Here is a 23,062-nt window from a genome sequence, read left to right as displayed (position 1 = left end):
CGGACATACATTCAACGTTCATTAGCTCCGCTGCCCCAACTTAAGCGCTATCTCTACGCGACTTAACCAATTCCTTTTCTTCTTTCTTTTAAACCCTCCCATGTCATCTCGTCGACGACTGTCGATTGTGATGCCATGGGTTTTTTATGCTGGGAACACAATGTCACACGAAATTGAAACGATGGCTTTTACCGGAGAAACCCCATGGCACGGCTTGGGCAAAGCGCTCACTCCTAATCAGCCCCTTAATACCTGGGCCCGTCAGTCCGGACTTGATTTCAAGATTATGGAAACACCTGTTCGCTTCAATACCGGCTTATTAGGTGCACCGGAAAAGATCCAAATGTTTAGCCACCAAAAGGTACTGTATCGCTCAGATACCAACGCTGCCCTGTCTGTCGTCTCGAATCGATACCAGGTCGTGCAGCCAGACGAAATCTTGGAGTTCTATCGTGATCTGACTGAACGCTCTGGTTTTGAATTGGAAACGGCCGGCGTCATGAAAGGTGGCCGCAAACTCTGGGCACTGGCCAAGACCGGACAATCTTTCTCAATCAAAGCCAAGGATCGTATAAACGGGTACCTGTTGCTGGCAACCGCCTGTGACGGCAGTCTTGCGACAACGGCGCAGTTCACCAGCGTGCGAGTGGTTTGCAATAATACTTTGGCGATTGCCTTATCGGGTGGGAAAGATGTTGTAAAGGTTCCCCATAGCACGACCTTCGAACCTGAGTTGGTCAAGAAGGAATTGGGTATTTCGTTTTCTGCCTGGGACAACTTTCGATATCGCATGAACAAGCTGGCGGAACGCAAGATCAAAGATCAAGAAGTAAATGCCTTCTTACACACTCTTTTCTCTTTACCCTTTGAAAACAATGAGTTACAAAACATGGGGCGAACCATGCGTCAAATAAAGCGAATCTATGAAGGAAAAGGACGCGGGGCAGAATTACCCTCGGCAAAAGGAACTGCGTTCGGACTTTTGCAGGCTGTTACTGAATTTGTTGATCACGAACGGCGAGCCAAGAGTATCGACCATAGACTTGATTCAGCCTGGTTTGGCCAGGGAGCTGCATTGAAAGCTAAGGCTTTGTGGCAAACGACTGCACTATTGGAATGAACTACTTCTTAAAAGAGGTTGAGAGATTTTCAATTTCCGCTTCGTACCTTTTAATGAAGTCCGAAACCTTTATATCTAGAACCTGTGCAACGTCGAGAAATTCGGGGAAATCTAGGCGCCTCTCACCGCGCTCATACTTCGAAACGAAAGACTGATTTTTCCCCAACCTATCGGCCACATCCGTCTGCAATAGTCCCTTAGCAATACGGGTCTCTTGCAGCATTCTTCGAAACACTGTGTATCGGGGATCATGGATGGGATTTGGCATCCAGTCATTCTCAAACCCAATTTAGGATATCCCAAAACCGGTTTTAGGATATATCATGTTGCTACTAGCCAATATGCTCTAAGCAAGAGCATTGCTGAATTTTCAACAACAAACATTAACCCTGCGGTCTTGCCCATCATTTCTAAATAGGAGAATCACCATGGTTTTTTGCCGCGGATGCAGCAAAGAAATACACGAAAGCGCCCCCTCCTGTCCTCAGTGTGGCGCCACTCAAGCGGTTGCAGCGAGCGTCAATAAAGAGTCCGGCTGGATGAGCATCGTTTCAGCGATTCTCGCCGGCTTTATGTTTCTAGGTAGTCTGGATTTCGAAGGGGGATACGACCTCGACGTAATTGTGGGCTCGGGTATTTTAGGAATAAGCAGCGTGATCCTAGCGAGCATCAGTTTGTATCAACACAAACCACTGAAGACCTTAGCAATTGTCGCGATTACCTTCGCAATACTCGGATTTCTTATTGTTTTAGGAAATAGCCAACCTAACTAATCTTCAGATAAAGGAAAAAATGAGTACTTTTCTCAACTGCCAACATTGCTCTCATCAAATCCATGAAACGGCGCCAGCGTGTCCAAAGTGCGGTGCACCAGCGACCAAAGCATCTTCGCCTGTGTCAAACCCAAACAACAAGATTATGTGGACTCTCGCATTTGCCCCACTAATCGGTCTTTTTGTGGAAAGCATTGTGGCCGGCGTGTTCGCACCAAGCCAGTATTACGCGATGCAAGACATGGCTGCTAGCAAGTACTGGTATATCTCGCTAATACTCAATATTAGTCTCTGCATGGGAGACGAGGCAGGCCTAAAGAAAGATGGTATCAATACAGCCAACTTTGGAAAATTTTCCATCCTGGTCCCGGTCTATCTCTGGAAACGCGCCAAGGCCTTCAATCATAGTCCAGCCTACTTTTGGACATGGATAGGCACGTTCGTTTTTGTCCAGCTCAGTACCGCATTCATCGGGGGATAAAAACGGCAATGGCGGAACCTCGCAAGGAAGACCTGTTTTCTTATTTCCTCGCACTGCCGCCCGTCATTCTCAAGCCGCAATAAAGCTCTACCAATACAACGATAAAAGTGCCTTTCAGATAGAGGAATAAATAGCCATGACCTTGTGCCACGCCTGTAGTAAAGAAATTCCCGATAACGCTATTCATTGCCCCGAGTGCGGCGCACCTCAAGCCGCGAAATTCATCTCCCCAGCAAAGACACCTGTCTCAAAACAAGTATTGGAACCCCTCCCCGAGGGTATTCAAGGCTGGTGCTGGGGAGGTCTCTTATTAAACGCGATCTGGGCCATCCGATTTCGGGTTTGGCTAGGTTTGCTAGCACTCATTCCCATCGTCGGATTTGGCATCAGCTTCTGGCTTGGTTTCAAAGGCCGCGAACTAGCCTGGCGAAAAGGCAATTGGGCCAATATAGAAGAATTCAACAAATCGCAGCGACGATGGTCCATCGCCGGCGTTGTCGTCTTGATTGCTGCAGTAGTAATTAATTTACTGATTGGCTTCAGTACAGGCGAGCATAGAAAGCCATCCCCAAGCGATGAGGTAGTAGCGGGGCTCAATTTGTCAGTTCCACCGATTGAAACAGAGAGCGCAGCACCCGTTGTGCATGTACATGATGAAAATACATTAGCTAACGTAGACAAAGAAGGAGTCGATTTATTAGAAACACGTTACGGCCATCTCACGACCAATGAGCACGCCCAACTCATCCTGAATGGCCGTTTGGTCAAACCAGCCATCCAAGCGAACTCCTCATTGTCCATCAAAGAGTCGTACCGTATCGGCGATGATCATATCGTCCTTATTGAAAATACCGGCGGTTCGGCATGTCCTGCGTTATTCAATTTTGTCGTGGTCAGAGCGAGTGGTGCACAAAGCTATCCGACATTCGGAACATGCTCGGACATCTATCAAGCCGAGCGTAGAGCCGACTCGGTAGTGGTCACGATGCAAGGACAAGGGAACGAATCACATCAGTACATATTTACAAACGGCGTCCTGAAGGACAATGGAAAACAGATTCAACCACGGTCCGTACGAGAATTTTCTGCTGAGGCCGTCATTGATGATCCAGACGGCTATACAAACGTTCGCGCTCAAGCGAGCGGACAGAGCAGCATCATCGGACGTGTGGAAAGCGGGACATCCTTTCAGACACATCCACAAAACTCTGATTGGTGGAAAGTTCAGATCGGAGGAAATCGTATTGGTTTTATCCATCGCAGCCGCATCGTTTTAATGCAACAGAGATTCTAAACAGCACTCAAAACAAAAATTTCACGAAGGAGAATGCAAAGACCGCTTTCCCTCGCCCCTTAAGACCGCTTCGGCGGTCTTTTTTTCGACCTCATATTCAACATACTCGAAAAGTGCTGTCATTTCCCGACCTGCACTCTCCCAACCTGGAGGTTCTATGACGACCAATATCGATACATACGCATTGACTCAAGATACCGAGAATCCGCGACTTTGGAGTGATTTCTTAAGCGACCTTACCGCCATAGATACTTGGATTGTGCACCGCGCCATTGAAATCTTGGATGAACACGTCATCAAACACGGGCCGAAATTAAGCTGCCCTCAAGAAGTAAAGGATTATTTGCGCCTACAACTAATCAATGAGCAACGAGAGGTCTTCGCGGTAGTTTTTATGGATGCGCTACATCGCGTTATCGCTTACGAACCACTGTTCTTTGGAACGATTCATCAGACGTCGGTTCACCCACGCGTAATCGTTCAACGCGCCATGTCACTCAATGCGGCGTCGATGATCTTGGCACATAACCATCCCTCCGGCAGTACCCAGCCCAGTGAAGCAGATAAATTGCTTACTAAGCGCCTTACGTCACTTTTGGAATCGATCGACGTTCGTGTACTAGATCATTTCATCATTGGAGAAGGGCCGGCATTTTCATTCGCCGAGAACGGATTGCTCACAAATGCCTAGCTCACAAGGCAAATCCTATTAGGAGTTGCGGTAGGAGGAGATTTAAATTGAGAAGGGCTTATTAAAGCTATTGCTGAAGGTTACCTTGGAACAGATCAGGTAGGCGCTCATTTTTCTTCGATCTTTCCTTAACATTCATAGCCCTAGCCACCAAGTTTGTAGGCTTCCGAGTGAAAAATAAAAGCGACCAACTGGTCGCTTTTATTTTTCATGGACGTCCGCTATTGGCCGTTAGTAGACGTCTGCTCTCGATCCAAAGCTGACATTGATCGGCACAGCCGTACACGTTATTAGAAATCCGTGTGTCAAACATTACGGAAATTAAATACTAAGGCTTTGGCACCAAGGACATCAACAACTCGCATGTTTGGGTTCACTTTAAACTCAGGTTGCCTTACATTCACGCTGTGTGGCGAGAAAATTTCAACAAGCTCTATGCCATCTACTTCTCCCATTATGCGATTGTGAGAGGACGAAAACTGTAGAAAAAGTGACTTAATAATTTCGTCAACAAGTAATGAAAAAGTTGAGTCGACTTCAATGCTGTACTTAATCTCAAGAGGACCAATTTGGTCATCTTGAGAACAACAAGCCTGTCGATTTACTGTGATATTCATAGGTGTCTATCGGTAATGTATTGAGGACAATTTTGCACTATCTGAATCTCTATTTTTGGTCGATTACAGTCGTCTCTACACTGCTACGAGCTTACAGTTGGTCGAGCCAAAAACTCTTTGACCCATCCAGACAGCTTCGCCACATCTTCTTCCAACTGATCGATATCTACCTGTTGCGCTGGGAGCTCTTCTGACTGCGAGTGTTCGTACACAGAATATCTGCTCATCAGAGCATCAATCATGGCGCAATCGTCTACGCGTATCCTGGCGAGACTAGCAATTCGTCCTTGTGTCGTGATGCTGCGGCGAAACCTAACAACGACTTCGTTTAAAAGCACAATCTCAACACAACGTTCAACGAGAATTCGGAAATCACTACAGATAGATTTCGCTTTTTCGTCGAACCCGCCTACATCACTATCATCCATTAACTTACGCAACTGAGGAATAGATTCGAGAAGCAGCTTATTCAAAGCCTTCTCCGGCTTTGCATCTCGTACGCTCATGTCGCTCACCAAACCGACAGTGCGCCCCATTCGTCGCAATGAGGAAGTATGCAATGTAACCGGCGCCACCACCTGCTGAAGCTTCGCCTGATCAGCCAGTTTCTTCACAATGGTCTCTACAAGAACGAGCAAAGATAGTCGGTGTGTAAAAATAATCACCTGCCGTTGTTGCGCAAGGCTAACTAGTCGTTCGACGACATGCTCCTCAAAGTCTTGGTCGAGCGAGGAAATTGGATCATCAAAGATAAATGGTGTGCTCTGCTCTGAGCCGGATATATCTGCAAGGAAAGCCGCTAAAGCGATAATTCGTCTTTCTCCTTCGCTCAGAATAGATTCAGCCTTAATACCTTCATCTGCATCCTTAACTATCAAATTGAAAGTCACCTTACCTTTGCCTAGCTGACGACTCTTAGGCATCACAGGAAGCCTTGTCCCATTTAGCGCCTTCAGCTCAAGCTCAAATCGTGCCTGATAGCCTTCGCTTAGCTCCTTTACAGACAACTCCGTATTCTTCTTTGTTAACAAGGCTGTTGATGTCAGAGAGCCTGCGTTGACAAATGCAGCAACGTCCTTGCGTCGCTGAAGTTCTTCAAGAATGGCATTTTTTTGCTGACTAAGCCATTGGAGTGCAGATAATTCGAGCACACGCGCAGCCTTCTTTTGTCGCGTACCGTCCTTCTGCAATTCCTCCAGGGAGGTCTTTTCTTGATTTTTTGTTTGGATGGAAGTTGTAATCAATGCGCCTACAATCTCCCACTCCACGCTACCCACCGCCTCTTTCTTATCTTCGGTATCTAAAGCTGTTCTTCTGGACTGAAGCGACGAAAGCCAGGCTTGAGCCTTCTCTTCTTCGAACTTAAGAATACCGGCGCTTACTAGCCAAGTCTCCACACTAGGAATTACCGGCAATGCATTCAAAAGAACTTTCAGCGTTTGCTCTGAAGCCAGGGCGTCGCGTTCTAGAGCTCCTCTCACAAATGTTTCAAATTGGCGCATGCGGTTTTTTGCGTCATTTTCCAACGGTTGCTGACACAGGACACATTTTGCATCTTCTTCAACGTGCGGATAGACCAATCCGGCATAGGCATGAGCTTCTGAGAATTCACGAGCTTTATTCCACAGTGCTCTCCAGGCATCATTTCCGACTCCCTCCAATGATGCGTCGGCGAATACCTTCTCTGCATCCTGATTCGCAAGCTTTCGTTTTTGCGCGGCGTCAACCCTCGCAGCGATAATCGCTTCGACTTTTGTATCATCGAGGCCATTCTTCCACGTCTCAAATAAGCTTTTAACGTTATTTACGGCGAGGAGTTCTTGGTCAAGAACTTTCAAGCGACCGGGAATATCCTTTTCCGCCAATGCACCTTCTGCACTTACTCTTTCAGCGTCTAATTCTTCCGTATATTGACAAGCGATGTCGACCTCTGCTTGAGTCGTTGTCAATTTCATCGCATTAAGCCATTGAGCGGACGGCGTCCCTGCCAGAGCTGGTGACATGATGGGTAATTTGCTAATTAGACGCTCTTTTCTAGAATTTAGCTCCTCAGCTACTTCGTCGCTGAGGCGAATGAGCGAAGAAACAAACCTCATTCTGGAAGGCTCATAAGTTGCTTCATTTTTAGGCCCAAAATACAGAGCAGCCGTCGCGGCGTCGAAGACATGCACATGGCGAAGATCTGCAAGACCACCATTTTCCAAGATCCAATCGAGTTGAATGCTCTCGCCCCCCTTCTCGATCAAAACCTTGGCCGTTGGTTCACCAGCCTTTTTATCAAACACATTTTTTAGCAGATCTTCTTTTGCACGTGATCCGCAAATCTGTTTTAACAACCGGGCATATCCGCTCTTCCCCGATCCGTTAGAACCGTATACCACCGTTAAACCAGTCTTCCCGAACGTCAATTTAGCGCCAGTCTTAATTGCATTGACGCCAGAAACATCAGCTAGCTCAACTAAGCTAAGCTGCGGCCGCATTGCAGCCTGTTCCAAAGATCCTGGCGTGATCTTTCGAAAATCCTTACTTTCCACTTTGGTCGCTTCAAGTAAACACAAATCAGCGAAGTGCCGTATGACCTTTTCATTAGGCCGAGTTCTATTTTCAATCATCCACACTGCCGCCGTCTGAAGCCATTTATGGCGTTCGGAAAGCCATTTTTCGAATGGCTGCAATACGGCATTCCCGTTTTCTTCTTTTGCGTTCACAATGCTTCCTTCTATCGAGTGGTAATGTACTAAGCGCTTTACCTTCTATCAATGATGCTTACCAGCATGCGTTACAGTCTCCAGCTAAGATAAAGAACTAAGATATTCGAAGAGCTCAGTTTCGAGTTTCAATCAAATTAGTGAAGTGGATAGAGCATAGAGAGCACGTTCTGTTGCCTCTCGTGCTCTATCGGGATCTGGTCGGGTCTTAGTTTCGCGAATTAATTTGCTTGATAACCCAAAGTAGCTATGTGCTTTCCGAATGGATTCGTATTTCGATTTGACTTAATCATGATACTTCCTGAAGGTAATGAGGGAGAGTCTATCGCAGAGAAAGAATGCCACTTATTAAATTGGAATTTTGGCGACGAATTTTCCTAATCTACTTGCCCTCCCTCTACCTCACTCAGCTTTCTCCTTTACTTGTACCCAATGGCCTCCACCATCTCGTCGAGTCGTCAAACCAGGGTAGCTCTCTACCATCTCAAGCAATCCACCGTAACCATTCTTTTGCGGAGAAAAGCCAGGATCTGTTCTACGCATATATTGACCCAGAGCGCCCAAACCGACCCATCCTTCTGCACTCTCCGCTGCCATAAGAGAAACGGCTGCGATCAAGGCTTTAGGTCTTTTCTTAGATTTCTTGGCAGTGCCCACCTTCGCATTCTCTGCTTCGGGCTTCTGATATTCAAAAAACTGATCGCTGGCGTTTCGTAAAGCATCCGGTGTTTTGTCTTCCCCCACGATGCATACGGTTGCCCCACGTTCACGCAACTTGCGGCACAAGTATGCGAAATCTGAATCACTGGTAACGAGGCAATACGTATCGGCACGGTGATCAAACAAATCTTCAAGTGCATCCAGTGCCAGTGCGATGTCTGAAGTGTTCTTGCCCGCCGCGTATTGATATTGAAGACATGGCGTAAATGCGAGACGCACTAAAGCCTCTTGCCACTTGTTTGCCAGAGTGGCGTGATTACCATAGCCGCGACGCACGACAACTCGTCCAAACTGAGCAACGACACGTAACGCATATTCAAGAATCTCAGGGGATGTATTGTCACAATCCACCAAAACAGCTACTCGATCACCCTGCTTTGCGTACTCAGCCATGTCAAACCCCAGAAGAAAATCGAACGATACAGAGGTGGCTGACTGAGCAATATCCCATAAACATGGGATATTTGAATTCCTTCCACATGTAAAAATCTACTATTTTTCAACTCATAGCCGGAGCGGAATTGGCTTTTCAGAGGTACGCTGAGTATGCACACGTATATTTCCACTAAGCCCAAAAGCAAAGCTGCCATTAGCATGGACCGCTTGAGACGCCTGCTTTCAGCACCAAGTTAGAAAATCAGAACGCCAACTTTTTATAATCCTCTGAGCTGTAACTTTGCTTTACGAACTACAGGCAAGTAGCATGCGAATACTCCCTCCCTCTCGAACATGAGGACGGGACGTGTTATTAATGATGCAATCGTTCCGGTATGATGTATGCGTTCAATTTAATAGAAAAACCAAATTGGCTGAAGAACTGAATCAACCGCTCCAGGTTGATGAACAAGAATTCGACTCCTTCGATGGGTATTTTCGTGATCCCAGCTTAGCGACAGAATCCATGCTGGCTTGGGGATTAAACCAGCATTTGGACGTACTAGATGCCTTGCGCGGCTTGTTGTCGGGCGGGCATGCTGCGGCTCGCCTGCGCATATGGGTGTTTCTCGAACTTGCTGCGCAGCCTAAGGGGCGATTGCTCCGAGACGATCTCAACCAACTTTTCTACAATCTCAAACCCGAAGTATTGGACGCCGTCCTTAAGCGACTGCGGGAATTAACTTTACTAGTCTGGGATGCAACCGCACAGGATTACTATTTATCCTCACTTGCGTTACAGGTACAAGCGCTCCTGGCTCCACTGACTAGGGCAAGCAGCGAAGATGATGAGATGGCTTCCCTTCTGGCGCAGGTAGCGGGCGCACAAGCCATGGGTCTTTCGGATGCTAGCCAGATTCGGCATCTGCATGCGCAATTGGCTCGCTTGTATGATGAATTCGCCGACGCCATCGCTAGTGGTTCCGAAGCCAGATTACGTGAAGCACAGCCGCGCTTTGAGCGTGCCCTGAAATTAGTCGGACGTGCCGGCGAAGCGCTTACCGCATTAATCCGTAGCGAACACGACGATGCACGCTTGGAGCGTGAAGCGCGTGCCTTAGGCAATGGACAAGCACGTTTGCTATCCATGGCCAGCCAGTTCACGCGCGCGCTACAACAGGCTGACCGTCAGCGAGTAACGCTGGGTAGTACCGGCGTTACCAGCTCCGACGTACGCCAATGGCTGCAAACCTATCCTTTTTTGCCGACATTACTCGGTGACGCACTTTCTATCGGTGTTCAGCCGATCTTTGTAAGCGGTCATGAATTAGTGGACGTAGCCGAGGGAGAATTTGAGCGCGACAGACCAAATCCAAGACGTTCCGAAGGACTCCCACCTCCCGCGCAAGCTGCAGCGGGCGAGATAGAGGTTCTCAGCATGCCAGCTGAATTGAATGAGTTAATCGATCAACTGACCCGGTTAGGTGCGTTGCCGGAAGGTGAAATGGCAGAGCCTTTGCCATTGCAGCAAGTTGTGCTCGGCGGCCGTTTTTCTCAGGCGGCCTATCGCATGCAATTATTGCCTTTGCTCGGCGACCATCAATCTCGAACCTTAAAAGGCCAGACCGGTGATTTGGCACGATTGCCCTGGCAAGCTAGCTTTCTTCCAGCTATTGAGCGGGTTGATGACCCTAATGTGTGCGCCTTAAGCCTAGGGGCGTTACATCCTGATATTTCAAGAGAATCCAATGAATGAAGTAATTGACGATGCTGGATTGTTGGCAGCCGAGTTATTGGCACGCCGCTGGTTACCTCGTAAACATCCACGGGTACGTCGTGCTCTGATCGAAGCCGACATGTGGCAAGCCGTGCAAGAGCGTTTGGCACAGGTAGGTCTGCGTTTAATAGATAACATCTATGCAGATCATATCTGCGTCGCTCTTTTACGCAACGCTGAATCAGCCGTGTTCGGCGAGGCGGGACTGAATGCCAACAATAATTTGGAATTGCCACGCGATGCCGTTTCACTGCTAGTCGTGTTGTGGTCTCTCATCGTATTACCTAAGCGGGAACGGCAATCCGCCCGTGCCTCTACGTCAAATGGGGATATCCAGGAGGAGATGTTTAATAGTGACAAACCCCTGCCTAGTGCTGCTACGGTTAGCCCAGTTGTTTCATATAAGGCTTTACTAGCCGATTTTGGTACGCAGTTGGGGAAGAAAACGCGAATGGATGGCAATCTCAAGCGACTTGAAACAAACGGCTTCATTCTTCGCCGCGGCGACGACATTATCGAAGGGCCATTGCTGGACCTTCTGCTCGACTACGACTCGCTAGCCCCGCGCATACTTGACGGCGCCCTGGGAGACGTACTGACACGCGTAAAAAGCCAAGAAGCAGAAATGCCCGAAGTGCAAGATGAAGAGAAAGGTGCCTGATGTTTCACTTGCAATCGCTTGAACTACTCCAATGGGACTACTGCCAACGTCTGACATTGCCGTTGGACGGTGCCATTATCACAGTAGCCGGACCAAACGGCTCAGGCAAGACCACTTTGCTCGACGCTATGCGTACCCTTCTTGGGCTGGAATGCTCCGGGGGGCGCAGCTATAAAACCTATGCGCGTCACGCCAATGCTGATACGACCTGGTTACGGGCTACGGTTGATAACCGCCCACATTCGCGACAAACGTCGACCCGTCCTTTTGCACGCAATCTTTTATACGCAGACCAAGTTACCCTAGCTTGTCGCATTGAGCGTAATGGTGGCGACTGGCAACGGCGCTACTCGATGAGCGACGGCGACGTCTCGATTGAGACCTTAGCCGAGATGGCCGATAAAGAATGGCTGGGTGTAGAACATTGGCGCAAACGCCTGGAAGGCGCTGGACTTTCGCGGGCGATTGCCCGGGTATTGGCTTTAGAACAAGGTCAAACCGACAGACTCTGCGAATTCTCACCAAAGGAGCTGCTACGCTTAGTATTTGAAGTGTTCGGCGACCAAGAAGTCTTGGATCGCTATGAAGAAGCACGCCGCCATCAACGAGAACTGACCGCAGAAGTCGAATCCGCTGAGCGTGAGTTAACGCACGGCGAAGCTCAGTTGGCGGTACTGGACGGACGCGTTAACCTCTATCGCCAATATCAAATAAAGCTGCGGGAACGGGAATTACTCGCGACCGAAGTGATCCCTGTGTTGACCTGGCATGAAGACCGGCAGACAAGTGCCACCCGCTTGCGAGAATTACATCGCCAGCGTCTACATGCCAGTTCGCAGCGGCGCCAACGTGCTGACGACAGCGCGCGACTACTTCGACTATTCGAAGAGAGCCAAGCCGTTGTCAATAAAGTACGGGACTTGGAAACTGCCAAAAAAAATGCTCAGGATGCCCAAGTTAAGGCACGGGATGCCGAACGACCGGTTGAAGAAATGGTCAATCGCGCCAACGAACTGATGTCTCTAGCGGCAGTCGAGAGTGATGCTGCGCAGCTCTCAGCACGCCTGCAGGAGTTGGAACAAGAGAAGTCTAAATTAGCTGACCTGTGGCGCAGCTTAGAAATCCAGCGCAACGAAGCCCAAAGCGCTTGGGACGGATTGCAAGGCAAGCATCAAGCGCCACCGCCTTCCGAAGTACAACGGTTTGAGCGCATGCTCAAGCAAGAAAATATCAGCCACCATTTCTTGGCTAATGTTATCGAAATCACCGACGATACTTGGCGCGCAGCGGCGGAAGGGGTTTTACGCGCTTCTCGTTGGATCGTAGTTTTGGATGACCCAAAAGATGAAGGGCGTGCCATGGCGATCGCTGAACGTGAGCGCTACAGACACTATGTTGTCTCAGATACGGCACCCGCTCCGATGCAACCACCGGCTGATAGCCTGCTGGCAGTATTACGCTTCTCGGAAAAAGTACCCACTTGGCTACTACGACAATTAGCTCAAATTCACCTTGTTAGCGATACCAAAGAAGGCGCAAAACGGGGCGGAGAATGGATCACACCACTTGCTTACCTGCGAGATGGCCGTGGCGGACGTAGCGTCTGGAGTGATGCAAGCGATTATCAGTTCGGCGTCGCCGCTCTCACCGCTCGTAAAGAATCCATCGAAAAGCGACTCAACGCGCTAGATAAGCAACTCACTGAGGTGGCAATAAAGCAAAAAACGGTTAATCGTCAATTTGATGACGCGGTCGAGGCAAGCAAAGGGCATCGTGCAGCAGAAGAATTGGCAAAACATAGTGAAGAATTCGAGCTTAGTCGTAGACAGCTACCTGCGCTCAAACAAGCCCGCGTTGCCGCCAGTGAACGCTGGCAAAGCCTGGATTTGGAACATTCCAGCGCCGTAGAAGCCCAGACTAAAGCGCTTACTAATTACGAGACCTTGCAAAGGCAGCTGCGTGACAGTGAGGGTGAGGCCGACCGCCAAGAGCGAGAGTGGCGTAACCGCTACGATGAGCAACGTACGAAAGCTACCGCTTCAAATACACAGAAACGACAGCTTCCCTCGAGATGGGTTACTGCTACCGCGTTAGAGTCACTCTACGTTACGTACGCGAATGCCAAACAAGCAGAGTTGCGTATGACATCGGTAGAAAACGAATTACAAAGCGGAAACTGGGAAACAGACGCTACTGTCGAAGAAAAACAAACGCTTATGCGAGGAACAGTCAGCAAACAGCGTATCGACCTTGATGCACGTAAGTCAAGCAATTCGGCAGCAGCTGTAGCAGTGGACAATGCTCGCGAACGGTATATCGATGTGTTGCGCGCAACCATCCGACGCTATCGTAAAAATATTGTCGAATTGGGCCTGTTAGCTGGTGTCGACGTGAGCGCTGATTTACCGCACCTAGAGAATGATGACAACGTATTGCGCCAAGCCGAGCTAAAAGTCAGCTTCAATTTTGATGGAAAAGGCGAAATTGGCTTGAACGATGGCGAAGCCTCGGGCGGACAACAAGTAATTAAGTCCTTGATTCTGCTCGTAGGTTTGCTCAAAGACGAAGATGTGCCTGGCGGCTTTGTTTTTATTGACGAGCCTTTTGCTCATTTAGATGTACGTAACATTCAACTCGTGGGGCACTTCCTCAAATCAACACGAGCACAATATGTGTTAACTACACCTATCACTCACAACGTAGAGGTATTTGAGCCTGCCGATATCACGCTAGTCACCTCCAAAAAACTGAAAGAAGCACGATGGGCGCCGCCGATCGGTGTCTTACAGCGTCGCTCAGGTGCTGCTTGAGCAGGCAGGCTATGCAAGATATAGGAGTCACGCCCAAAGGTCGCAACGCGCGCGACTTGTGCTCCTCTAAGCCTGTACCGCTAACGCTGCCTTTGCTCGATGCCGATCAGAAAGCACTTTTATTACGTTGGGCACGTAGTGATGCTCAAACACGTAAACGTGGAGCATTGCTGAAAGAAGCTCAAACCAGCGATATATCTATCGAGCGAGCGGAAGACCTCTGCCAAAAAATGCTGAACAATGGATGGATATCGCGGCGTGAACAGCTCGCTGGCGGTAACTGGCTATGGGAATCCATTACCTGGCGTGACTTGCCTCATTTACAAAGTTTAATGGGTCTATCCAGCGCCAGTCAGCGTTTACAGGCACGCCAGGAAAAAGTCGGAGAGATAGTAGATTGGCTACAGGTAAGGTGCACCACGACAGTCGTGCCAGCACTAGACCCTGACTTGCTGGACGAGTTGTCTCGAGCTGTGACCGAGCTGGAACAAGACAAATCATTGCGTCTAGAAGTCTTGGATAGCCGATTTTCTCTACTGAAGTCTATCGCTACGTGGCACGATAGCCGGCAGGAAGGGTCGCGTCGCAATTTTGCCCTACATGCCCGAGATGCAACCAAGGCGCTGACAGCTGCCGAATGGCATTGGTTGGAATCGATCTTTGATCTAGAACGACTAGGCATAGCCCGTTTTGCTCAAGTCGCTTGGTTAGCAGGAGACATTGAGCTACTCTGGGGGAAACATAAGGTTGACCTAGCGCCATTGCATTGCTTAGGCTTACCGTTGGCGGATCTAAGGAACTTGGAAGCTGTGAGCCCACCCGAACGCTGGTGGCTAATTGAAAATCGCGCAAGTTTCGAAAAACAGGCTAGCCAGCGCCAACAGGGAATAGCAGTAGTCTGGATGCCTGGTCGCCCTTCTCATGATTGGATGCTCACTATGTCCAACCTGCTACGCCTTGCCCCTGCGCCATGCTGGATTAGTGCTGATGCTGATCCAGCTGGTATTGACATCGCTTGCGGGGTTGGACGGCTTTGGGAAGAGCAAGGTTCTAGTTGGGAGCCACACTTGATGGGAGTCCCACAATGGGAAGCCACTATTCAGCGTTGGCCATTAAATGATCATGATCGGCGCTTACTAGGCGTCCTGCTTGCGAAGGCAGATCTCCAACCGACGTTACGTGCTTTGTGCGAGGCTATGGCCCAGGAAGGACGTAAGGCTGAACAAGAGGCGTGGCTCTAATCATCAAAGATAAAGCGATTGCATGCGTATAGTTGCGACCACCAAGTTGCAAATGCGTCTAAAACTAAGCCGATATCAAATACTGATATCGGCCGTTTTCTAACTGTCTCTCGTCCACCAATAGGCACGTCACAAATAATCATTCGCGCAGATCAAGCTCCCTAATGACTTTTAAACTGCGCATTCTCCATCTACTCTCTCCTGGACCAGTCGTTTCAGATCTGCAGCTTTACCCTGTGCACAACGACAATACTCGCGGATACTCGCAACAGTCAGCTTAATGTGCCCGCCTTTGACTAACTGCGCCAGTTTTTCAACTAGATCATCGTACTGCTGTGAAACTGGCATCTGACTAATCTGACTTGCGCTCGTCACATCCTCAATTACCGTGACTGGTGCCACGACTGGAGTCACAATGGGATGAGTCAAAGAGAAATCACGTCGCTGCAGTACCAAGTACCAACAAAAGCAGGCCACCCCTTCAAGAATAAGGGAAAAGACTATTCCCATGATGAGTTCCAAATGGGTAATCGTCATATTCGACCACTCCGCCAATCGACTTAATGCCGGGTTGTTTTGGGCAATTTCCTGACGTTTCTGTTGCTGCTCCAACTTCTTCTGCCAGTTTCTAGCGACTGATTCCTGTTCCTCCAATACCGCTAGCCGAGCCTCAAGATTTGCCTTCGTCGAAGCCAGTCGGGTACAGGCTTCCTGACAGCGAAATTGTATTTTCGCTAACTCAGTCTGCACCTTGACCTTGTCATTCAAAACCTCAATCAAATCCTTCTGCGGTTTGCCAATTACGGGCGAAGACGTGATTGCCATTTCCCGCTGCATTCCAGCCTGCTGCTGCGATAGCAGAAAGAAATTCGCATGACTAAACGCCACGTATGTCACACAAAACAGCCATAACGTCAGACCGACAAAGCGTACTTTGTGCGATTTCGAAGCGTATAAAGCTGGCATTAAATGCGCTGCCATCACTGCCAATACACCAACCGCAGCCATCATTGCTTTCGTCACAAAGAAATCCCCTACCTGCCATCCGGTAATTACCGATAGACTGAGCGAAATCCCCGTAGCGAAGATTGCCAACATCGCACACCCGAACCACGCCGGATCCTTGCTTCCCATATTCATAAGTAACCTCAATATTTTTTCATTGGGTAGGCGTACCTAACCACACCTACCCCAATTGTTTTGTTTTTCAATAAGTCCTTGATCTAAAAGAAAAAGGACAAAAACGGATATAAAAAATCACAGAGCCGAGCCTTGGTTTGGTGTGGGTGAGTCGCCACGCGTGCGAGGCCGGCCACTATGATTTCCCTTTCCACGGTCACGACGAGCAAACCCAGTTCCAAAAAGATGGCATCCACGATACGGAACCACCTGAACGATCTGATTCGTCTTGCAAAAATATTGCATCGCAGCTTTCAAGTTATTCCGTCTCGCAACTTCCCAGTGATTGATTGTGCCAAGCGCCCAGTAACCACCGTACTTTGTCTTGTTCCTGTTACAGCTTTCAAAGTAGCCACGGCCTTTCGTGATGACATCACGCCAGTATTCGCCAATTTCTTGAGCGAGATATTCATGCTTCTGGACATATGAACCATCAAAGAAAAACATGACGTGCAAGTGATAGCCGGCCTCATGCCCGCATTCAATACGCCACGCATAGCCGACCAGATGCTCAAATAAAGAAGGCTTGCCTTTCATGTTTCCGAATAAATGCTTCCGGTCACGCTGAACCTCTTCTAACGCAATACGCCCTTTCATGACTCGTTTTTCTGAAAGGTCATCCCCAGCCCAATAGTCGGATAGGTCACGCTCTTTCAATGCAGCATTCTGCGTACATAGTTCTTCGATTTCGGCTGGCGAAAACTCAGCCTTGTGATAGTTAAAATCCAAGCGAATCACCATCAATCGCGCATTCTTTTTAAACAACTTGTTTTCAAACGCCATAAGGCTTTTTTGATTCTTCTTGCTTTTGCTTAGCCAATCAGCCACCTTTTTCTTTAGCTTTACCTCTGTTGCGTGCTGGCGCATTGTCGAAATGAAGTTATTAAATATATCGATGTCGTCTGAATCAAACTCATCAAGCGTTAGGCATTCATGGATCGGATGAATACGATATTGCTCGAAGAAGAAATCAAGCAATGGTGAAAAATAGTAGTTCTTTGAATAAAGCTGAATATATTCAGGTAGACACTTCATATGGAGATGAAGCCTCGTTTTCTTAAGTTCGCGGGCATATCTTCTGTTACTACTCGCACTACCCATCAACACTTGACTATTGATGACCAGACCCATAAAACTCATCAACTGGTGGATATCACCTAAGGCATAGGGCATGATGTAGTTCGTACCGTTGGTAGCTTTCAAGGTGTATAAATTAATATTGGCATTCATATAAATTTCTTCAAATATTGGTATTGATCCCTATCGCTATCTGAGGCATGGATAACCACTTGTACCAACGCATATCTCACTAATAACCAGAATTCAGCGCTTCAGAAAACATCCATGAAACTGCATTCACGGAAATCCGAGCCGCCACCCTCACCGATGTTTCTGCAAGATGGTCGATATGCTTAGTTATTCCGATACGACAGGGCATAAAAGCGCATGAATGCATGTCAATGCATTCATGGCAAACAGTCTGATGATCAGTATTGAGGGAAGCGTGATGCGTTCAACTCAACCCAAGGCTTTTTGAGGTGTACGAAGACACGAATGCGCCCTTGCTCACCAAGAGTAGCCAGCGCTCGAGTAACACGAGTAGGCGTAAGGCCAATTGATAATGCCGTATGTCGAAGATCAGACATGGGGAACTGTAAATACCGGGTCTGGTAGAAAAATTGGTAAAAACAATCCGCGAGCTTGTCAGCATCATCTTCGGCCTGAGTCGTCTTTGGCGGTTCGTAGGCGATCTGCGCAAACGACTCTATATACCAGTTACCCAAGCCCTCAGCGCGTAACAAAGTATCGAGAGATATTTCGCCGCTAGTACCATGCATGAAGACATGAAAAATCGCCGCCAATCGCAGGACACGTTCAGCATGACGACCGATATACTCCGAAATGAAGAACCAATCCGAACCAGGCAAGCATTGTTTGCTCGCGTGCTGACTCAATCCTTTAAAATGACGAAGGGCATCATTGCTTAATTTAAGTATTGGGCGCTTCGCTGTCTCACCTTTCAGATAGAAAATGCTAGCGTCCATCAACTCGGTTACTTTTTTCTCATACCAAACAGTCATATCGTGTGAGAGTTTTACGTCATCGTATGTACCCTCGGACAGCTTGTGCGGTATCGACACCACAAAACAACGATTGATCAACCCGACGCCACCCTTTTTTGCACCTAACTTGATTTTTGTTTCTTGGAACAAGTCAGGCTGCTCCATCAGCAACATCACCAGGCGGGGATCCTTCACCTGAGTTCTGCCTGTGGCCTTGCGTGCGTGATGCAACGAAGAGCCATCTGACAATTTTGCCAATGTGTGAGCATGGCGCAGTAATGGCTTGAGCATGCCCGCTTCATCCGTTATCAAGCCGGCTACCGGCCATTCACGCATGCTATCAATCAGAGATTCACGCGAAGCATCCTCGATCAAGAAACCGTATTTTTCACCGCTGGCATCCGTATGAACTTCTCGATAGGGGCTGAAGGGAGCCTTGAGTATTTTTTCGATAAAACTCTTGCCAGTGGAGGCACCCACACCCATTACAGCGCTAATGCCGACAGGCATAGGCTGTTCGTTTGGCCATGCGACATCAGCAACCCCTTGAGCGGCCAAAGCGCAAAAAATAGCTAATTGCGTACCAACAAGTTCAGGCGGGATGGCACCACTGCCGCACAATTGCTTCATCATTTGGCCCAATTCATCCGGATAATAATGGCTAGGGAAAGGCATTAGATCGGGGGGAGACAATGACGCCTGAGGCATCAAAAGTCCACCCAGTGGCTGCCCAAAAGGATACGTAGCCATATGCTTCAATGACATAGTTAAATTAGTCATTTTTTCTCTCCGACTATGCCGCGATGCGCGATGCAATCCAGGCATCAACCGAAAATTCGCAATAACCAACGGTACGTACAGACAATTTGATTTTGCGAGGAAAAGTTGGGTCGTTCACAATAAGCCAGTACAAAGTCGAGCGCGATAATTGTGTGCGCTCAATCAGTTGCTTCATGCGCAGGATGCGCAGTGAATTATCTTTTTGAGATGAAAATAAAGCGACGTTGCCCGACGTAATCATGCTATTGGAGTTGGTCTTAGTTGTCGAAATGGTATCTACCGGTGTCGTTCTGTACATAGCTAATCCTTTTTTGAACGCTGCGAATTGCAGCTCGACGAATGATTAAGGATTAGGGCCAAATTCGCGATACCTAGCACCTGTAAAAAATTACCTTCTTCATTTAGGAAACGATGTGATCGGCAACTACGCGAGTCGAGCGATATGAAATTAATGTGTGGCGATAGTAGGAGGAAATAGATCGTCGCAAGAATTACGTGCGCGCCTGGCCCGAGGTCACTAAACGAATTTACAAAAACTACCCGAGTTCATGATTCGCCAGAACGACAAGATTGATAGCAGGAAGTCGGGCACTCACGGAACGTCCGACGAGGGACCTACAGCGTCGTGGGAACGCGCAGGCGAAATGTAATCATGCCGTGCTTGATGGAGATTCGACGTTGCACTAACGCATGCTAACGCACGCATCAGAGACGTTACTCAATCGGCTAATGTCGTATACCGCTCGACCATACCGCAATCATGCGCATGGCATTTTGAAACCACCTGCTTGTTGGACTTCTAGGTCACCGTTCAACCAAGCGTAAAGAAGCTCATGGACATCGACTTCTTCGCGTTGTTTTCTAATCATTTTTTCGACCTTTGGAGCTACGGCAGCGATAGCGACACTCGTAGAGCTCCACCCCCCTAGGGGACAATCATTTTTTAGATGTTGCATACAAGCATTCCGAACCGCTTGCCGCTTATTTTTCTCTTTAGATATCCCGCCTTTTTTCCCGCTCCTCCGTTTATCCTCCGCTGGCTTTACCCTTAGGTAATACCCCTGTGCTTGCCCGTCATAAAAACTGGCACGAGACAAATGCCACCATGCTTTTTCCCTTAGACCAGTCTTGAGTGCGAGTTTAGCTCTCAATAATTCGCTACAAAAACACACCATATTTTCGCGATACACGCCATCGCTATCCGTCAGAATTTCGGAGGCTAGAGGATAAGTATCGATCAACTCTACAAATGCCTGCTCATCGAAGCTTTCTTCCGTCCAATACTGTCTAGGCCAACCAGGAAGTGCACCAAGTTGAGCCACTCGATGCAGATATGCCTGAAGACTGGCGACATCTGAATCAAAATTTTCTCGTAATATCCGCTGATATTCATACTTGATCTGCACAGCGGCATCAAACCACCGTTCGTTGCTGGAGTCATCCTGCAAGTCGAGTAGCCACTCCATATTTTCCATATTTTCCATCTGATATTGTTCGTCTTTTAGTCAAAACGGCCTGTTGCTCATAAATTATTGTTACCGAAAACTGATCCACCTTCCATCGCCTTGCGAAGGCTGAGACCCGGTCATACGACCCATCAAATCCCAATGCACATAGATCGATGTGCGTCTTTTTCAAAGTCCGTCGTTGCTTACGCGACGTAGCCGCCTCGGTCTTTAACCAAGCCGAAAGCTTGAACCTATATATGTTCACTTACAAGTGTCCGAAAAAATCAAGTAGTATGGGCATCGATTGCTCAAGTTTGAATTACATACTAAAGGATGATCATGGCGTCACAGGTATTTGATTTTAAAGGACCTAAAGGCTATCGGCTATCTGGCCGCATTGAAGGACCAGAAGCACCGCATGCTTGGGCGATTTTTGCACATTGCTTTACGTGTGGAAAAGACAGTCTAGCGGCTACTCGAACAACACGCGCTTTGGGAGCGCTTGGTGTAGGTGTGTTGCGTTTTGACTTTGCCGGATTGGGTGCGAGCCAGGGCAAATTCGGTGATTCGACTTTTGCTGCAGATGTGGCGGACCTGGTCGCCGCAGGTCAGGCAATGACTGCAGCTGATAAGGAACCTTCTTTGCTGATCGGTCATAGTCTGGGCGGTGCAGCATCTTTAATGGCAGCAGGCATGATGCCAAATATCCGCGCGGTCGTAACGATCGGTTCGCCATACGATTTAAAACACGTTCTGCATCAATTCGACCCTGCTGCTTTAGAAAAAATCGAAGCCGATGGCGAGGCCGAAGTCCACCTAGCTGGTCGTCCCTTTTTTGTTCGCAAAGATCTGATCAATGCGTTGCGAGAAAACGACTTGCACTCGCACATCGCGACCTTGAAACGTCCACTATTGGTGATGCATGCGCCAGGTGACGATACGGTATATGTCGAGAATGCTTCACGTATCTTTGCAGCGGCCAAGCATCCTAAGAGTTTTATTTCGTTGGACGATGCAGATCATTTACTGACGCAACGCCGGGATGCCGACTATGTAGCTGATCTAATTACTGCATGGTCATCCCGTTATCTATCGTTGAAAGGTAATGCAAGCTAAGTCGTATTACCGATAAGTGGATTATTGATTTTCATCGAGAACTGACCCAGGCTTAAAATGTAGTTCCGCATACTCAAGTGAGTAGAAGACTAGTTCTGTGGACCAAAATCCGACTCTGTCAGTGAACACCGCAATTTTTCGAAAACAGAAATTTCCAGCCAAGAAAAAATGGTACAAAGTATAAAAAAACTACATGAAGAAATTGCTGCTTGTACTAACTGCGTACCAAATTTACCCTTAGGTCCCCGTCCGGTGGTGCAGTTCAGCAGAACGGCGCAGATTTTGATCATCTCACAAGCACCAGGTACGAAAGTGCATGCCAGCGGTATTCCGTGGGACGATCAAAGCGGTGCGCGTTTGCGGGAATGGCTTGGCATATCATCACAAGATTTTTACAATCCAGAGAAAGTCGCCATCATGCCAATGGGATTTTGCTACCCAGGTAAAGGAAAAACTGGCGACCTACCTCCACGACCTGAATGTGCGCCGTTATGGCATGACAAAATTTTGGCGCAACTCCCATCCGATCGTTTGACATTGTTAATTGGAAGTTATGCGCAAGCGCGTTATTTGCCGTGGACAGCGCCTCGATTACAAACAGATAGAGTTAAAGCATTCTCCTCTTTTCTTCCCACATTTTTCCCATTACCGCATCCGTCATGGCGCTGCGTTAGTTGGATGGCCCGTAATCCCTGGTTCGAGAGTAAACTTTTACCAGTCTTGCGTGAGACAGTAAAAAAACGTTTGGATTAGATAGTCGCTTTATCAGGCCCAGTCAATGAGGAACTGAAATGTCGAACCTAGGTAATAAACATTCAATGATTTCGATTCGTCGAGCATATGAGGATCCTTCCGAAGATGATGGCTATCGAGTTCTGGTTGACCGTCTCTGGCCTCGCGGCCGTAGCAAAGAATCGCTGAAACTTGATCATTGGGCACGTGAACTTGCGCCGACCGACGAATTGCGAAAATGGTTCGCGCACGATCCGCAACATTGGGAAGTTTTCAAACAGCGCTATAGAAGTGAACTAACTGAGGTAGAAAAATTACGGCAGATGCAATTACTACTCGTGAATGCTGCTGGCCGGCCAATAACGCTTGTCTACGGCGCTAAAGATGAGCAACATAATCAGGCAGTAGTTTTGCGCGAAGTCATGTCAAAATTACATCTAAGATAGAATCATTATTCTATTTTGGATCGATAAATA

At 48.1% G+C, this 23,062-nt stretch carries 21 protein-coding genes; 12 read left to right on the top strand and 9 right to left on the bottom strand.

Annotation, left to right across the window (positions count from 1 at the left end; genetic code table 11):
• Positions 1-160 precede the first annotated feature (160 nt).
• Positions 161-1,120 carry a DUF932 domain-containing protein gene (locus DBR37_RS04645; protein ID WP_124573331.1) on the top strand — a complete coding sequence of 320 codons (960 nt, stop codon included), beginning with the start codon at positions 161-163 and terminating at the stop codon, positions 1,118-1,120.
• A gap of 1 nt (position 1,121) precedes the next feature.
• On the opposite strand, the gene DBR37_RS04640 is transcribed toward DBR37_RS04645, so the two are convergent.
• Positions 1,122-1,343 (bottom strand): helix-turn-helix domain-containing protein, encoded by a 222-nt coding sequence (locus DBR37_RS04640; protein WP_233588325.1) that lies wholly within the window; start codon positions 1,341-1,343, stop codon positions 1,122-1,124.
• Positions 1,344-1,548: 205 nt separating this feature from the next.
• Between DBR37_RS04640 and DBR37_RS04635 the strand changes: the two genes are divergently transcribed.
• The 4 genes from DBR37_RS04635 to DBR37_RS04620 all read left to right on the top strand — a co-directional run bounded on the left by DBR37_RS04635 (position 1,549) and on the right by DBR37_RS04620 (position 4,359).
• Positions 1,549-1,893, top strand: a complete 345-nt coding sequence (locus DBR37_RS04635) for a DUF4190 domain-containing protein (RefSeq protein ID WP_124573329.1) — start codon at positions 1,549-1,551, stop codon at positions 1,891-1,893.
• Between the two features lie 19 nt (positions 1,894-1,912).
• A complete protein-coding gene (locus tag DBR37_RS04630; RefSeq protein WP_124573328.1) occupies positions 1,913-2,374 on the top strand; it encodes a hypothetical protein in 462 nt (153 codons plus the stop codon).
• 136 nt (positions 2,375-2,510) lie between these two features.
• On the top strand, positions 2,511-3,668 hold the full coding sequence (locus DBR37_RS04625) for an SH3 domain-containing protein (protein ID WP_124573327.1): 1,158 nt from the start codon (positions 2,511-2,513) through the stop codon (positions 3,666-3,668).
• Between the two features lie 157 nt (positions 3,669-3,825).
• The gene (locus tag DBR37_RS04620) at positions 3,826-4,359 is read left to right on the top strand and encodes a RadC family protein (RefSeq protein ID WP_124573326.1); all 534 of its coding nucleotides are present in this window, start codon (positions 3,826-3,828) and stop codon (positions 4,357-4,359) included.
• A gap of 305 nt (positions 4,360-4,664) precedes the next feature.
• Here the strand turns inward: DBR37_RS04620 and DBR37_RS04615 are convergent, their stop codons facing one another.
• The 3 genes from DBR37_RS04615 to DBR37_RS04605 form a co-directional block, all read right to left on the bottom strand.
• Entirely contained in the window at positions 4,665-4,976 is a 312-nt protein-coding gene (locus DBR37_RS04615) for a hypothetical protein (protein WP_124573325.1), read from the bottom strand.
• An 83-nt stretch (positions 4,977-5,059) separates the two neighbouring features.
• A complete protein-coding gene (locus DBR37_RS04610) occupies positions 5,060-7,684 on the bottom strand; it encodes an AAA family ATPase (RefSeq protein WP_233588272.1) in 2,625 nt (874 codons plus the stop codon).
• 402 nt (positions 7,685-8,086) lie between these two features.
• The gene (locus tag DBR37_RS04605; RefSeq protein ID WP_124573324.1) at positions 8,087-8,797 is read right to left on the bottom strand and encodes an NYN domain-containing protein; all 711 of its coding nucleotides are present in this window, start codon (positions 8,795-8,797) and stop codon (positions 8,087-8,089) included.
• Between the two features lie 508 nt (positions 8,798-9,305).
• Here DBR37_RS04605 and DBR37_RS04600 point away from each other — a divergent pair.
• The 4 genes from DBR37_RS04600 to DBR37_RS04585 are packed head-to-tail and all read left to right on the top strand — an operon-like array spanning position 9,306 to position 15,268.
• Positions 9,306-10,535, top strand: a complete 1,230-nt coding sequence (locus tag DBR37_RS04600) for a hypothetical protein (protein WP_233588324.1) — start codon at positions 9,306-9,308, stop codon at positions 10,533-10,535.
• Complete coding sequence (locus DBR37_RS04595; RefSeq protein ID WP_124573323.1) at positions 10,528-11,217, top strand: hypothetical protein; 690 nt, start codon at positions 10,528-10,530, stop codon at positions 11,215-11,217. Before DBR37_RS04600 ends, DBR37_RS04595 begins: the two co-directional genes overlap by 8 nt.
• Complete coding sequence (locus DBR37_RS04590; protein WP_124573322.1) at positions 11,217-14,027, top strand: ATP-binding protein; 2,811 nt, start codon at positions 11,217-11,219, stop codon at positions 14,025-14,027. The genes DBR37_RS04595 and DBR37_RS04590 overlap by 1 nt, the downstream gene beginning before the upstream one ends.
• Positions 14,028-14,038: 11 nt before the next feature.
• Positions 14,039-15,268: a hypothetical protein gene (locus DBR37_RS04585; protein WP_233588271.1), complete on the top strand. Its 1,230-nt coding sequence runs from the start codon at positions 14,039-14,041 to the stop codon at positions 15,266-15,268.
• A gap of 171 nt (positions 15,269-15,439) precedes the next feature.
• On the opposite strand, the gene DBR37_RS04580 is transcribed toward DBR37_RS04585, so the two are convergent.
• The 5 genes from DBR37_RS04580 to DBR37_RS04560 all read right to left on the bottom strand — a co-directional run bounded on the left by DBR37_RS04580 (position 15,440) and on the right by DBR37_RS04560 (position 20,774).
• The gene (locus DBR37_RS04580) at positions 15,440-16,408 is read right to left on the bottom strand and encodes a hypothetical protein (protein ID WP_124573320.1); all 969 of its coding nucleotides are present in this window, start codon (positions 16,406-16,408) and stop codon (positions 15,440-15,442) included.
• A 117-nt stretch (positions 16,409-16,525) separates the two neighbouring features.
• Entirely contained in the window at positions 16,526-17,677 is a 1,152-nt protein-coding gene (locus DBR37_RS04575) for an inovirus-type Gp2 protein (RefSeq protein ID WP_124573319.1), read from the bottom strand.
• 257 nt (positions 17,678-17,934) lie between these two features.
• A complete protein-coding gene (locus tag DBR37_RS04570) occupies positions 17,935-19,290 on the bottom strand; it encodes a DUF3987 domain-containing protein (RefSeq protein WP_158610224.1) in 1,356 nt (451 codons plus the stop codon).
• Between the two features lie 13 nt (positions 19,291-19,303).
• A complete protein-coding gene (locus DBR37_RS04565) occupies positions 19,304-19,465 on the bottom strand; it encodes an AlpA family transcriptional regulator (RefSeq protein ID WP_233588323.1) in 162 nt (53 codons plus the stop codon).
• Between the two features lie 583 nt (positions 19,466-20,048).
• Positions 20,049-20,774: a hypothetical protein gene (locus DBR37_RS04560; protein WP_124573317.1), complete on the bottom strand. Its 726-nt coding sequence runs from the start codon at positions 20,772-20,774 to the stop codon at positions 20,049-20,051.
• Positions 20,775-21,077: 303 nt separating this feature from the next.
• Here DBR37_RS04560 and DBR37_RS04550 point away from each other — a divergent pair, with 303 nt between their 5' ends.
• From DBR37_RS04550 to DBR37_RS04540, 3 genes are all read left to right on the top strand, one after another.
• On the top strand, positions 21,078-21,854 hold the full coding sequence (locus DBR37_RS04550; RefSeq protein WP_124573315.1) for a S9 family peptidase: 777 nt from the start codon (positions 21,078-21,080) through the stop codon (positions 21,852-21,854).
• Positions 21,855-22,022: 168 nt separating this feature from the next.
• Positions 22,023-22,607: a uracil-DNA glycosylase family protein gene (locus DBR37_RS04545; protein ID WP_124573314.1), complete on the top strand. Its 585-nt coding sequence runs from the start codon at positions 22,023-22,025 to the stop codon at positions 22,605-22,607.
• Positions 22,608-22,645: 38 nt separating this feature from the next.
• On the top strand, positions 22,646-23,032 hold the full coding sequence (locus tag DBR37_RS04540) for a DUF488 domain-containing protein (RefSeq protein ID WP_124573313.1): 387 nt from the start codon (positions 22,646-22,648) through the stop codon (positions 23,030-23,032).
• Positions 23,033-23,062 lie beyond the last annotated feature (30 nt).

Source organism: Herminiimonas sp. KBW02 (assembly GCF_003852535.1).
Classification (GTDB): domain Bacteria; phylum Pseudomonadota; class Gammaproteobacteria; order Burkholderiales; family Burkholderiaceae_D; genus Oxalicibacterium.
This window is presented reverse-complemented; position numbering and strand designations above follow the sequence as displayed.

Bases quoted from the DNA above. Each gene is read 5' to 3' on its own strand.
- DBR37_RS04645 (WP_124573331.1), top strand. From the start codon at position 161: ATGTCACACGAAATTGAAACGATGGCTTTTACCGGAGAAACCCCATGG.
- DBR37_RS04640 (WP_233588325.1), bottom strand. From the start codon at position 1,343: ATGCTGCAAGAGACCCGTATTGCTAAGGGACTATTGCAGACGGATGTG.
- DBR37_RS04635 (WP_124573329.1), top strand. From the start codon at position 1,549: ATGGTTTTTTGCCGCGGATGCAGCAAAGAAATACACGAAAGCGCCCCC.
- DBR37_RS04630 (WP_124573328.1), top strand. From the start codon at position 1,913: ATGAGTACTTTTCTCAACTGCCAACATTGCTCTCATCAAATCCATGAA.
- DBR37_RS04625 (WP_124573327.1), top strand. From the start codon at position 2,511: ATGACCTTGTGCCACGCCTGTAGTAAAGAAATTCCCGATAACGCTATT.
- DBR37_RS04620 (WP_124573326.1), top strand. From the start codon at position 3,826: ATGACGACCAATATCGATACATACGCATTGACTCAAGATACCGAGAAT.
- DBR37_RS04615 (WP_124573325.1), bottom strand. From the start codon at position 4,976: ATGAATATCACAGTAAATCGACAGGCTTGTTGTTCTCAAGATGACCAA.
- DBR37_RS04605 (WP_124573324.1), bottom strand. From the start codon at position 8,797: ATGGCTGAGTACGCAAAGCAGGGTGATCGAGTAGCTGTTTTGGTGGAT.
- DBR37_RS04600 (WP_233588324.1), top strand. From the start codon at position 9,306: ATGCTGGCTTGGGGATTAAACCAGCATTTGGACGTACTAGATGCCTTG.
- DBR37_RS04595 (WP_124573323.1), top strand. From the start codon at position 10,528: ATGAATGAAGTAATTGACGATGCTGGATTGTTGGCAGCCGAGTTATTG.
- DBR37_RS04590 (WP_124573322.1), top strand. From the start codon at position 11,217: ATGTTTCACTTGCAATCGCTTGAACTACTCCAATGGGACTACTGCCAA.
- DBR37_RS04585 (WP_233588271.1), top strand. From the start codon at position 14,039: ATGCAAGATATAGGAGTCACGCCCAAAGGTCGCAACGCGCGCGACTTG.
- DBR37_RS04580 (WP_124573320.1), bottom strand. From the start codon at position 16,408: ATGAATATGGGAAGCAAGGATCCGGCGTGGTTCGGGTGTGCGATGTTG.
- DBR37_RS04575 (WP_124573319.1), bottom strand. From the start codon at position 17,677: ATGAATGCCAATATTAATTTATACACCTTGAAAGCTACCAACGGTACG.
- DBR37_RS04570 (WP_158610224.1), bottom strand. From the start codon at position 19,290: ATGACTAATTTAACTATGTCATTGAAGCATATGGCTACGTATCCTTTT.
- DBR37_RS04565 (WP_233588323.1), bottom strand. From the start codon at position 19,465: ATGAAGCAACTGATTGAGCGCACACAATTATCGCGCTCGACTTTGTAC.
- DBR37_RS04560 (WP_124573317.1), bottom strand. From the start codon at position 20,774: ATGGAAAATATGGAAAATATGGAGTGGCTACTCGACTTGCAGGATGAC.
- DBR37_RS04550 (WP_124573315.1), top strand. From the start codon at position 21,078: ATGGCGTCACAGGTATTTGATTTTAAAGGACCTAAAGGCTATCGGCTA.
- DBR37_RS04545 (WP_124573314.1), top strand. From the start codon at position 22,023: ATGGTACAAAGTATAAAAAAACTACATGAAGAAATTGCTGCTTGTACT.
- DBR37_RS04540 (WP_124573313.1), top strand. From the start codon at position 22,646: ATGTCGAACCTAGGTAATAAACATTCAATGATTTCGATTCGTCGAGCA.